Origin of the sequence: Micrococcus sp. HG099, assembly GCF_024723355.1 — a bacterium.
GTDB classification, from domain to species: Bacteria; Actinomycetota; Actinomycetes; order Actinomycetales; family Micrococcaceae; genus Micrococcus; species Micrococcus endophyticus.
Window position 1 is genome coordinate 1 of record NZ_JANQCJ010000071.1, and the last position, 11707, is coordinate 11707.

Sequence of the window (11707 nt, forward strand, 5' to 3'; positions counted from 1 at the left end):
GGCATGACCACCGCGACCCCCCGCCAGCCGCTCATCGAGGACCACGCGTACCTCTCCAACCAGCACTCGGGGGCGCTCCTCACCCGGGACGGGGACGTGACGTGGCTGTGCCTGCCGCGGTTCGACGCGCCGTCCGTGTTCACCTCCCTGCTCGGCGAGCCGGAGCACGGCCGGTGGAGGCTGCGGATCGCCGACGGCGAGGTCCGCGAGCGCGCCTACCTGCCCGGCACCCTCGTGCTGCGCACCCGCTGGTGCGGCCCGGACGGCGAGGCCGAGGTCCTCGACTTCATGCCGCTGACGAGCCACCGCGGCTCCGGCCGGGCCCACGACGACGACGCCGGCGCCCTGGCCGACGAGGGCGAGGGCGAGGCGGCCCGGGCGGACCTCGTGCGCCTCGTGCGCTGCACCTCCGGCAGCGTCAGCGTGGACCAGTGCCTGCAGTTCCGGATGGACTACGGCGAGGTGGTGCCGTGGGTCTCGCGGCAGACGGACCCGGCGGACGAGTCCTTCCTGGCGGTGGTGGCCGGCGGCGACGCGCTCGCGGTGCACGGCCCGGACCTGCGCCCGGACGGCACGGCCCACCGCGGGCGCACCCGCCTGGAGGCCGGGCAGAGCGCGGCGTGGACGCTGGCCTGGTACCCCTCGTGGTCCATGGCCCCGGCCGCCCCGGACCCGGAGCGGGCCCTCGAGGCCACCGTGACCGACTGGGTCGAGTGGCTGGGCGAGCCGCTGGCCACCGGCCCGCGGGCGGACCGCGTGGCCCGCTCCCTGCTGGTGCTCAAGGGGCTCACGCACCGGGACACGGGCGGGATCGTGGCCGCCCCCACCGCGAGCCTGCCGGAGGACATCGGCGGCGTGCGCAACTGGGACTACCGGTACGTGTGGCTGCGGGACACCGCGCTGACCCTCGAGGCGCTCATGGCCCACAACCACACCGACGACGCGTGCGCGTGGCGTGACTGGCTGCTGCGCGCGATCGCCGGCGACCCCCGGGACGTGCAGATCATGTACACGCTCTCCGGGGAGCGCCGCATGCCCGAGCGGGACCTGGAGCACCTGCCCGGCTACGAGGGCTCCCGCCCCGTGCACGTGGGCAACGGGGCGGCGGACCAGTGGCAGGCGGACGTGATCGGCACCGTGATGCTGGCCCTCGGGCGGCTGCGGGACGCCGGCGTGGACGAGGACCGCTGGTCCTGGACCCTGCAGAAGCGGCTCGTGGAGCGCGTGCTGGAGCACCGGGACACGAAGGAGCACGGGCTGTGGGAGATGCGCGGCGAGCCCGCGTACTTCACCCACGGCCGGGTGATGATGTGGGCCGCCCTGGACCAGGCGCTGCACGCCGCCCGGGACCACGGCCTGCCCGCGGAGGACGAGGAGCTGGCCGCCTGGGAGCAGGCGCGGGACGAGCTGCGCGAGGAGATCCTCACGGAGGGCGTGGGGCCCTCCGGCGGGTTCCGGCAGACCTACGCGTCCGAGGAGACGGACGCCTCCCTGCTGCAGATCCCGCACACCGGGTTCCTGCCCCACGACGACCCGCGCATGCTCGCCACCGTGGCGGACGTGGAGCGGGACCTCGTCACGGAGACCGGGCTGGTGATGCGTTACCGCGCGTCCGGGATGGACGGGCTGCCGGGAGAGGAGGCGCCGTTCATGATGTGCGGGTTCTGGCTCGTGGAGCAGTATGCCCGCTCGGGGCGCCTGGCGGACGCGGAACGGCTGATGGCCCGCCTGGACGAGTGCTCCAACGACCTGTTCCTCATGGCCGAGGAGTACGACGACGGCCGGGACCGGATGGCCGGCAACTTCCCGCAGGCGTTCTCCCACCTGGGGCTGATCCGCGCCGTGGACGCGCTGGAGGAGGCGCGCGGGGCCGCCGGGGGAGAGGGCTGAGGGGGCCGGGAATGAATCCGCGGCCCGCCCGGCATCGGCAGGCCGCGGCCGTCCGCTACGCCGCCGAGGGCGGCCACGTGACGATCGCCGACCTCAACGCCGAGATCGGCGAGCAGGTCGTCGTCGAGATCACCGAGGCCGGCGGCAAGGCCTTCTTCCCCCGCCTCGACGTGGCGGACGAGCAGTCCTGGACGGACGCCGTCGCCCAGGCCGTGGAGGTCATGGGCGGCGTGGACCACCTCGCCAACAACGCCGGCATCGGCGACAACGAGCCGCTCGAGGTCACCTCCAAGGAGACCTACGACAAGGTCGTGGCCATCACCCAGACCTCCGTGTTCCTGGGCACCGAGGCCGCCGCCGAGGAGCTGAAGAAGCGCAAGGGCTCCGTGGTGAACACCTCGTCGATCCTCGGCGAGACCGACCGCCAGATGCTCGCGGACGCGGCCCCCATGAAGCGCGTGGGCCAGCCCGAGGAGGTCGCCGCGGCGATCCTGTTCCTCTTCTCCGAGGACGCCTCCTTCATCACCGGCGCCGAGTTCGTCGTCGACGGCGGCTTCCTGGCCCAGTGACCCTGTGACCCCGTGACCCTGTGACCCTGTGACCCCGCGCGGGCCGGGCTCCCCGCAGCCCGGCCCGCGCGCCCAGTCCACGCGCTCAGTCCACCCGCTGCGTCGCCCCCAGTGCCGTCAACAGGAACGCGTACTCCCACGCGGTGTCCTCCCAGCCCTGGTACCGGCCGGACGCGCCGCCGTGGCCGCCGTCCATCTCGGTGCGCAGCAGGATCGGGGCGCCGCCCTCGGCCAGGGGCGTGGCCTGGTCCGAGGTGACGGTGCGGCGCAGCCGCGCCACCCACTTGGCGGGCTCCACGTAGAGCACGCGGGTGTCGTGCAGGCTCGTCACCGCGGCGATCGCCGGGTAGTCCACGGCGCGCACGTTCTCGTACGGCGTGTAGTCGCGCATGGCCGCGTACACCTCGGGGTCCTCGATGGGGTTGCCCCACTCCTCCCACTCCAGCGCGGACAGCGGCAGCTCCGGGTCCAGGATGGACGTCAGCGCGTCCACGAAGGGCACCACCGCCAGGCACGCCCGGTACAGCTCGGGGGCGAGGTTGAGCACGGCGCCCATCAGCAGTCCGCCGGCCGAGCCGCCGGTGCAGGCCACGCGGGCCGGATCCGCCCAGCCGAGGTCCACGAGGTGACGGGTGGCGTCCACGAAGTCGGTGAAGGAGTGGCGCTTGGCCAGCTTCTTGCCGTCCTCGTACCAGCGCCGGCCCAGCTCGCCGCCGCCGCGCACGTGTGCCACCGCGTAGACCACGCCGCGGTCCAGCAGGGACAGGCGGGCCACGCCCAGCACGGGGTCCATGGACATCTCGTAGGAGCCGTAGCCGTAGACCACGCAGGGGGCGGTGCCGTCCGCGGCCACGTCCTTCCGGCGGATCACCGTCACGGGGATGCGCACGGGCTCCCCGGTGACGGAGCTCGGCTCGGAGGCCGGCGCCCACACGCGCTCGGCCACGTACAGGGAGGGGTCGTAGCCGGGGACCTCCGTCTCGCGGCGCAGGTGCACCTCGCCGGTTGCGGCGGAGACGTCCAGCACGCGGGCGGGGCTGATCCAGGAGGTGTAGGCCAGTCGCAGGAACGGCGACTCGGCCGCCGTCGAGGCCAGGTGGCACGCGTACAGCTCCTCCTCGAAGGCCGGCTCGCGCCAGTCGGCGGCCTCGCCGGCGAGCACCGAGTCCAGCGGGGCGACGACGACGCGCGGCGTCGTCTCCCGGCGCACCGCCAAGGCGGCATGGGTGCGGGTCACCATGACACCGTCGACCTTGACGTCCTCGCGGTGGGGCACCACGGTGCGCCACGCGCCGCGGTCCGCCACGTCCGCCTCGGCCACCAGGGAGAGCATGCCGTTGGGCGCGGGGGCGTCGGCGCCGGCGTCGTCGACCGTGCGGTCGTGCACCACGAGCAGGCGGCTCACCCCGTCCGCGCCGGTGACCGGCTCGACGTCCGCCAGCATCCCCCAGGCACGCGGGATGAGCAGGCGCGGGGCAGGCAGGGGCGCGTCGGGGGATTCGGGCAGGTCGACCACGTGCGTCTCGGAGACCTCCGAGTTCCCGACGCCGATGAGCAGCTGGGTGCGGTCCGCGGTGCCGGTGAAGCCGGTCCACATGCCGGGGTCGGACTCCTCGTAGAGCAGCTGGTCCTGCGCCGGATCGGTCCCCAGCACGTGGGCCTTGACCTGGTACGGCCGCCACGAGTCGTCCCACACGGTGTAGAGGACGCGCGCGCCGGAGCGGTCGAAGCGGACGCCGTGGGCGATGTTCTCCACCACGTCCGGCAGGTCCTCGCCGGTGGCGATCTCGCGCACGCGCAGGGTGAAGCGCTCGTCGCCGGTGTGGTCCACGGCGTAGGCCACGCGGGTCGAGTCGGGGCTGATGTGCAGGCCGCCGAGCGCGAAGAACGGGTGGCCCTCGGCCTCGGCGTTGCCGTCCAGGATCACCTGCTCGCCCTCCAGCGGGGCGTCCGGGGTGACGACCGGCGGGGTCCAATCCGCCTCGAGGTCGCCCGTGTCCGCGGCGGGGACGCGGCAGTGCACGGGGTACTCGGCGCCCTCCTTGGTGCGGGCGAAGTACCACCAGCCGTCGCGCCGGGACGGCACCGAGCGGTCCGTCTCCACGGTGCGGGCCTTGATCTCCCCGAAGATCGCCGCGCGCAGGGGCGCCTGGTCCGCCGTCACGGCGTCCGTGTACGCGTTCTCGGCGTGCAGGTGCTCCAGCACCCGCGCCTCCTCCTTGCCGCGGAGCCACTCGTACTCGTCCGTGAACGTGTGGCCGTGGTGGGTGCGCTCCGTCGGCTCGGTGTCCGCGACGGGGGCGACGGCGGCGGTCGGCGGGACGGGCCGCTCGGTCGCGGTCGGGGCGGCAGGGGTGGTCTCGGGGGCGACGGCGGCGTCGCGCGCAGCGGTGTTCTCGGGCATGCCGCCCATCCCATCACGCCGCGCGGCGTCGTGCCGAGCCGCGCCGCCGTCGTGCCCTGGCCCTTGCCCGCGTTGCGCTCACGACTCGCCGTCGGCGATGCGGGCGTGCGGCGAGTCGTGAGCGCAACGCGGGGTGGCCTGGTCGGGGCCGGGCCCGGGTCCGGGGCTGGAGAAGATCCGCCGGGTTGCGGCCCCCACCGGGCCCCGAGACGGCGACGGCGGCGCACCGGGCCGGTGCGCCGCCGTCGTGACGGGGTGGGGGAGGGTCAGCTCAGGCCGAGCCCCGCCCGGACCACGCCCATGCCGAAGTAGGCCACGAACGCCAGCGCCACGAACCACAGCAGCGGGTGCACCTCGCGGGCCCGGCCCTGGCCGGTGCGGATCACGGCGTAGGCGATCACGCCGGCGCCGATGCCGTTGACGATCGAGTACGTGAACGGCATCAGGATGAAGGTGAGGAACGCCGGGAACGCGGCGCCCGGGTCCTTCCAGTCGATCTGCACCACGTGCTGGCACATCATGAAGCCCACCACCACGAGCGCGGGGGCCACGGCCTCGAACGGCACGAGGTAGATCAGCGGGGAGAGGAACATCGCGGCCAGGAACAGCAGGCCGGTGAACACGGAGGCCAGGCCCGTGCGGGCCCCCTCGCCGATGCCGGTGCCGGACTCTACGAAGATCTGGTTGGCCGAGCCCGAGGCGCCGCCGCCCACGGTCACCGCGAGCGCGTCCGCGGCGAGCACCCGGTTCAGGTCCGGGATGGAGCCGTCCGGGTTGACGTTGCCGGCCTCGCGGGCCAGGCCCACGGAGACGCCCATGGCGTCGAAGAACACGGAGAGCAGGATCGCGAACACGAGCAGCGAGGCCATCAGGGGGCCCACGGAGGCGAACGCGCCGAACAGGTCCACGCTGCCCAGCAGCGAGAGGTCCGGGGCGGTCCAGTCGGGCAGGGACGGGGCGATGAGGGACCAGCCGGTGGGGTTCGGCTGGCCGGCGGCGTCCACGGAGGGGCCGATGTGGAACACGGCCTCGAGGATGTTCGCCACGATCGTGGCCGCCACGATGCCGATGAGGATGGCCCCGCGCACCTTGCGGATCACGAGGACGGCGGTGAGCAGCAGGCCCACCACGAACACGAGCACGGGCCAGCCCTCGAGCTCGCCGCCGGTGCCCAGGCCCACGGGGACGGTGGTCTGGGCGGCGTCCGGCAGGCGGCGCACGAAGCCGGCGTTGACCAGGCCGATCAGGGCGATGAACAGGCCGATGCCCACCACGATGCCGGACTTCAGGGCCTCCGGGACGGCGTCGAACACCGCGCGGCGGAAGCCGGTGACCACGAGCAGGAGCATGACGAGGCCGGAGAGGGTCACCAGGCCCATGAGCTGGGGCCAGGTGAGGCCCGGGGTGGTGGCGATGGTGATGGACACGAACGCGGAGACGCCCAGGCCGGCCGCCACCGCGAACGGGTGGCGCGCCCACACGCCCATGAGGATGGTCATGACGCCGGCCACCAGCGCGGTGACCGCGGCCACGGCCGGGATGCCCAGCGTGTTCCCGGCGGAGTCCGGGCCGGAGAGGATCAGCGGGTTGAGCACCACGATGTAGCTCATGGCCAGGAACGTGGCGAGGCCGCCGCGGAACTCCTGCGCCACCGAGGAGCCGCGCTCCGTGATGCGGAAGTACCGGTCCAGGGCGCCGCGGGGGGCGCCGGAGGAGGGGGCCGGACGGGGGGTGGACGGGGGTTGTGCGGAGGCGGTGCGAGAGGCCATGGGACAAGGGTAGTGACCGGCGGGGACGGCGGCGTGCGCGCGTCGCGACTACGCTCGCGGACATGTCCCGCCGCTCCGCCTCCGCCGCCCGCACCCGGCAGGCCCTGCGGGGCGCGGTGCAGATCTACGCCCCCTCCACCGTCTACGCGGTGGGCCTGGGCGCCATGACGCCCGCGCTCGCGGTGGCCGCGCTGGCCCTGGGACTGGACGCGGCCCGGGCGGCCGCCGTCGTGGTGCTCGTGGGCCTGGGCTCCCTCGTGGCCAACGCGCCCGCCTCCGAGCTCGCCGCCCGGGCGGGGGAGCGGGTGACCATCGTGGTCTCCGCGTTCCTCGGCACCGCCGGCGCCGCCCTGGCCTGGGCGACGACGGCGGGCCTGTCCTCCTCGCCGGGGCGCGAGGGCGTGGTGGAGCCGGGCCGGCTCGCCCTCTACCTGACGGCGGTGCTCGCCGTGGGCATGGCCGGGTCCGGCTTCAACCTGGCCCGGCAGGCGTACCTGGCGGTGGCGGTGCCGCCGAGCCATCGGGCCCGGGCGATGTCCACGCTCGGGGGCACCATCCGGATCGGCGTGTTCCTCGGCCCGTTCCTGGGCGCGGCCGTGCAGGCGGCGATGGGCCTGGACGGGGCGTTCGCCGCGGCCACGGCGGCCATGGCGGCCGGCGCCCTGCTGTGCCTGCGGATCCGGGACCTGCCCGCCTCCGGCGCGGCCGCCCCGGGCGCGGATCCTGGGGCGCAGCCCGTCCCGGCCGACCGGCCCCGCGTGGCGGACGTGGCCCGGGCCCGGCGCGGGGTGCTGCTGACGGCGGGCTTCGGCGTGGTGGCGGTCTCGGCCGCCCGGGCGGCGCGCAACGCGGTGATCCCGCTGTGGGCCATGCACCTGGGGATGGACGCCGCGAGCGCGTCCCTCGTGTTCGGCCTGGCCGGCGCCGTGGACCTGCTGCTCTTCTACCCGGCGGGCCGGCTGATGGACCGGCATGGGCGGCGCGCGGTCGCGGTGCCCTGCCTGGCCGTGCTCGGCGCGGGCTTCCTCGCGGTGAGCCTGACCCGGGACCCGGCCGCGTTCGCCGCGGCGACCGTGCTGCTGGGCATCGGCAACGGGTTCGGCGCGGGCATCGTGATGACCCTCGGGGCCGACTACTCGCCGCCGAACGCGCGGGCGCAGTTCCTCGGGATGTGGCGCTCGATGTCCGACGCCGGGATGCTCGCCGGCCCGCTGCTGCTCTCCGGGGTGACGGCGGCGGCGGGGCTGGCTGTGGGCGTGGGCTCCCTGGCCGCGGTGTGCGCGGTCGGCGCGGCGGTGTTCGCCGGGGTGCTGCCCCGCCGGCCGGGGGCGGTGGCGGACCCGCCGCCCGTCGTCGTCCGCGGTCGCTGAGGCGTCCGGGGACGACGCGGCGACCGGCCCCGCCGCGGCCCGCCGGCGCCGATCAGGCGGCCGGGTCCTCCGGGGGCAGGGTCTGGCCGGAGGCGTGGTCGTCGAACACCATGTACGTCTGCGTGTCGACGACGCCGGGCAGGGTCTGCAGCTCGTCGAAGATCACGCGCCGCAGGTCCGCGGTGTCCCGGGCGCGCACGAGCAGGATCACGTCCACGTTGCCGCCCACCAGGGAGACGTGCCAGACCTCGGGGATGGCCAGCAGGGTGGCGCGCAGCTCGCGCCAGTTGTGCTGGCGCAGCTTGAGAGTCACGTGGGCGGACGCGCCGAAGCCCACCTTCACGGGATCCACGCGTACCGTGAACCCCGTGATGACGCCGGCGTCCTGCAGGCGGTTCAGGCGCGAGTAGCAATGCGCGCGGGAGATGTGCACGCGCTCGGCCAGCGCCGCCACGGACATGCGCCCGTCCTGCGTCAGCGCGCGGACGATCGCACGGTCCACGCGGTCCAGGGCCTCGGTGGGCATGGGTCCTCCTGGGGACGGGGAGCGGCTCGGGCCGCGGGGCGGCGGACCGTCCACGTGGCAACGATCACAGTAGCAGGATGTCCACGTCGGGAGCGAAAAGCACCCGGAACGTCTGATGGTGCCGCGCGAGGGCGCGACACATTGCCCGAAGTCGGCACACTGATCTTCACAGATCGAGAGGACCCAACGTGAGCGACCCCACCCCCGCCGTGTCCGGCTCGGCCCGGACCGATCAGGCCGAGGCCCGTCCGAACGCCGGCGCCGCCTTCGGCATCTCCCTCGAGGAGTACCTGCTGCCCGCCACCCGGCGCATCCAGCTGATCGGCGAGGACGGCACGCTGCTGTCCCCCGAGGAGCAGGGCGCCGAGCCCGGCCACGAGTACCCGCTGCCCTCGGACGAGGAGCTCCTGACGGCCTACCGCCACCTCGTGATCGGCCGCCGCGTCAACGACCAGGCCTACGCCCTCGTGCGCCAGGGCCGCATGGCCGTCTACCCCTCCTCGCACGGCCAGGAGGCCTCCGAGGTCGCCGCCGCCGTGTGCCTCGGCAAGCAGGACTGGCTCTTCCCCACCTACCGGGACACCGTGGCCGTGATTGCCCGCGGCGTGCCCCCGCTCGAGGTCATGGTCTCCTACCAGGGCACCTGGCATCAGGGCTACGACCCCAACGAGCACCACGTCTCCGTCCAGTCCACCCCGCTGACCACCCAGCTGCTGCACGCCGTCGGCATGGCCAAGGCCGCCCGCCTGCGCGGCGAGGAGGTCGTGTGCCTGGCCATGGTCGGCGACGGCGGCACCTCCGAGGGCGACTTCCACGAGGCGCTGAACTTCGCGGCCGTGTTCAAGCTGCCGGTGATCTTCTTCGTGCAGAACAACAAGTTCGCCATCTCCGTGCCGTTCGCCAAGCAGTCGGCCGCCCCCTCGCTGGCCCACAAGGCCGTCGGCTACGGCCTGGCCGGCGAGCGCGTGGACGGCAACGACCTCGGCGCCCTGCTGGCCGTGCTCGGCCGCGCCGTGGACCTGTGCCGCCAGGGCCAGGGCCCCTTCCTCGTGGAGGCGGACACCTACCGCATGCAGGCCCACACCAACACCGACGACCCGACGCGCTACCGCGAGGACGCCGAGGTGCAGGAGTGGGAGGCGCGCGACCCGCTGCGCCGCATGACCGCCTACCTCGAGTCCACCGGCGCCCTCACCGAGGAGGTCTCCGCGGAGATCGCCCAGGCCGCCGAGGACGTCGCGAAGGACCTGCGCGACGCCATGAACGCCGAGGCGGAGCTCGATCCGCTCGAGCTGTTCGACCACGTCTACTCCGTGCAGACCCCGCAGCTCGCCGCCCAGCGCGCGCAGCTGGCCGAGGAGCTGTCCCGTTCCGAGAACCAGGAGGCCTGAGCATGGCGACCCTGACCTTCGCCGCCGCGCTCAACGCGGCGCTGGCCGACGAGATGGCCGCCGACGACATGGTGGTGGTGTTCGGCGAGGACGTCGGCACCCTGGGCGGCGTCTTCCGCATCACGGACGGGCTGACCAAGCGCTTCGGCGAGGAGCGCTGCTTCGACACCCCGCTGGCCGAGTCCGGCATCGCCGGCATGGCCGTGGGCATGGCCCTCGGCGGGGCGCGTCCCGTGATCGAGATGCAGTTCGACGCGTTCGCCTACCCGGCGTTCGAGCAGATCGCCTCGCACGTGGCCAAGATGCGCAACCGCACCAAGGGCGCCACCCCGATGCCCATGACCATCCGCATCCCCTACGGCGGCGGCATCGGCGGTGTCGAGCACCACTGCGACTCCTCCGAGTCCTACTACGCGCACACCCCGGGCCTGAAGGTGTACACCCCGGCGTCGGTGAAGGACGCGTACATGATGCTGCGGGCGGCCATCCGTCTGGACGACCCGGTCGTCTTCATGGAGCCCAAGAAGATGTACTGGACCAAGGCCGAACTGGACCTCGAGGACCTGCGCGCCGAGTTCGAGGAGCGCTGGGGCCGCGTCGAGGAGAAGAAGGAGCACGGGGAGGCCTGGGCGCGCGCCGCCGTCGTCCGCGAGGGCTCCGACGTCACCCTCGTCTCCTACGGCCCCTCCGTGCCCACCTGCCTCGCCGCCGCCCGCGCGGCCGAGGAGGAGGGCCTCTCGGTCGAGGTCGTGGACCTGCGCACCGTGAACCCGCTGGACGAGGACACCATGGCCGCCTCGGTCTCCAAGACCGGCCGCGCCGTCGTCGTCGCCGAGCCCCAGGGCTTCGCGTCCGTGGCCTCCGAGCTGGTGGCCCGGATCCAGCAGCGCTGCTTCCACTCGCTGGCCGCCCCCGTGGGCCGCGTGACCGGTTTCGACATCCCGTTCCCCGCGCCGAAGCTCGAGGAGCACCACCTGCCGAACATCGACCGCATCCTGGACGCGATCGACGACCTGAACTGGGACCTGGACGCCGAGGAGGCCCGCGCATGAGCAACACCTTCCTGCTGCCCGATCTGGGCGAGGGCCTGACCGAGGCGGACATCGTCCGCTGGCTCGTGGCCGAGGGCGACGAGGTGGTCGTCGACCAGCCCATCGTCGAGGTGGAGACCGCCAAGGCCCTCGTGGAGGTGCCCAGCCCGTACGCCGGCACCGTGCTCACCCTGCACGGAGCGGAGGGCCAGACCATGGAGGTCGGTCGCCCGCTGATCACCGTGGGCGCCGCCGGCGAGTCCGGCGAGGGCTCCGCCCCCGTGGCCGGCACCGAAGCCCAGGCCGTCCCGCCGGCCACCGGCGAGGACGCGGCCGAGGCCGACCGCCCCGGCGCGCTGAGCTACCGCGAGGAGGAGATGGCCGGCGTCCAGCCGAAGCCGGACAAGGCCCGCGGCGGCGACGGCGACGTGGCCGGCTCCGACGAGGAGGCCTCCGGCGCCGTGCTCATCGGCTACGGCACCTCCGGCCACTCGGCGAAGTCCCGCACGCGCCCGTCCAAGCGCGGCCGCCGCGGCGCCGGCACGACGACGGCCGGCGGCTCCGGCGCGGCGTCCGGGCAGGGGGAGCAGGCCGGGCAGGCCCGCGCCCCGCGCGTGACCAGCCCGATCGTGCGCAAGCTCGCCCGCGAGCAGGGCGTCGACGTCGCCGCCCTCACCGGCACCGGCCCCGACGGCCTGATCACCCGCGCGGACGTGCTCTCCGCGGCGCAGGGCGGCGACGCCCCGCAGGCCGCGGC

9 protein-coding genes are annotated in these 11707 nt (G+C 74.4%); 6 read left to right on the plus strand and 3 right to left on the minus strand.

Translation table 11 applies throughout. The features are described from left to right. Positions 1-3: 3 nt before the first annotated feature. Positions 4-1890 (plus strand): glycoside hydrolase family 15 protein, encoded by a 1887-nt coding sequence (locus NWP10_RS07490; protein WP_258300425.1) that lies wholly within the window; start codon positions 4-6, stop codon positions 1888-1890. A gap of 11 nt (positions 1891-1901) precedes the next feature. Then, positions 1902-2459: an SDR family NAD(P)-dependent oxidoreductase gene (locus NWP10_RS07495; RefSeq protein WP_017489140.1), complete on the plus strand. Its 558-nt coding sequence runs from the start codon at positions 1902-1904 to the stop codon at positions 2457-2459. Between the two features lie 85 nt (positions 2460-2544). Here the strand turns inward: NWP10_RS07495 and NWP10_RS07500 are convergent, their stop codons facing one another. Further along, on the minus strand, positions 2545-4872 hold the full coding sequence (locus NWP10_RS07500) for a S9 family peptidase (protein WP_258300419.1): 2328 nt from the start codon (positions 4870-4872) through the stop codon (positions 2545-2547). 257 nt (positions 4873-5129) lie between these two features. Further along, positions 5130-6632, minus strand: a complete 1503-nt coding sequence (locus tag NWP10_RS07505; protein WP_258300420.1) for an NCS2 family permease — start codon at positions 6630-6632, stop codon at positions 5130-5132. Positions 6633-6694: 62 nt separating this feature from the next. On the opposite strand from NWP10_RS07505, the gene NWP10_RS07510 reads away from it, so the two are divergent. Continuing rightward, entirely contained in the window at positions 6695-8002 is a 1308-nt protein-coding gene (locus tag NWP10_RS07510; RefSeq protein WP_258300421.1) for an MFS transporter, read from the plus strand. Positions 8003-8054: 52 nt separating this feature from the next. Here the strand turns inward: NWP10_RS07510 and NWP10_RS07515 are convergent, their stop codons facing one another. Continuing rightward, complete coding sequence (locus tag NWP10_RS07515) at positions 8055-8528, minus strand: Lrp/AsnC family transcriptional regulator (protein ID WP_158494190.1); 474 nt, start codon at positions 8526-8528, stop codon at positions 8055-8057. 188 nt (positions 8529-8716) lie between these two features. Between NWP10_RS07515 and NWP10_RS07520 the strand changes: the two genes are divergently transcribed. From NWP10_RS07520 to NWP10_RS07530, 3 genes are all read left to right on the plus strand, one after another. Further along, entirely contained in the window at positions 8717-9919 is a 1203-nt protein-coding gene (locus tag NWP10_RS07520; RefSeq protein ID WP_258300422.1) for a thiamine pyrophosphate-dependent enzyme, read from the plus strand. A gap of 2 nt (positions 9920-9921) precedes the next feature. Beyond that, positions 9922-10971: an alpha-ketoacid dehydrogenase subunit beta gene (locus tag NWP10_RS07525; protein ID WP_184169736.1), complete on the plus strand. Its 1050-nt coding sequence runs from the start codon at positions 9922-9924 to the stop codon at positions 10969-10971. Next, the coding region (locus NWP10_RS07530; protein WP_258300423.1) for a biotin/lipoyl-containing protein at positions 10968-11707 on the plus strand (740 nt) is incomplete at its 3' end. The genes NWP10_RS07525 and NWP10_RS07530, both read left to right, overlap by 4 nt.

What these genes read in the sequence shown, in the direction of transcription:
- NWP10_RS07510 (WP_258300421.1), top strand. Translation starts at nt 6,695, where the DNA reads ATGTCCCGCCGCTCCGCCTCCGCCGCCCGCACCCGGCAGGCCCTGCGG.
- NWP10_RS07515 (WP_158494190.1), bottom strand. Translation starts at nt 8,528, where the DNA reads ATGCCCACCGAGGCCCTGGACCGCGTGGACCGTGCGATCGTCCGCGCG.
- NWP10_RS07525 (WP_184169736.1), top strand. Translation starts at nt 9,922, where the DNA reads ATGGCGACCCTGACCTTCGCCGCCGCGCTCAACGCGGCGCTGGCCGAC.
- NWP10_RS07500 (WP_258300419.1), bottom strand. Translation starts at nt 4,872, where the DNA reads ATGGGCGGCATGCCCGAGAACACCGCTGCGCGCGACGCCGCCGTCGCC.
- NWP10_RS07490 (WP_258300425.1), top strand. Translation starts at nt 4, where the DNA reads ATGACCACCGCGACCCCCCGCCAGCCGCTCATCGAGGACCACGCGTAC.
- NWP10_RS07505 (WP_258300420.1), bottom strand. Translation starts at nt 6,632, where the DNA reads ATGGCCTCTCGCACCGCCTCCGCACAACCCCCGTCCACCCCCCGTCCG.
- NWP10_RS07495 (WP_017489140.1), top strand. Translation starts at nt 1,902, where the DNA reads ATGAATCCGCGGCCCGCCCGGCATCGGCAGGCCGCGGCCGTCCGCTAC.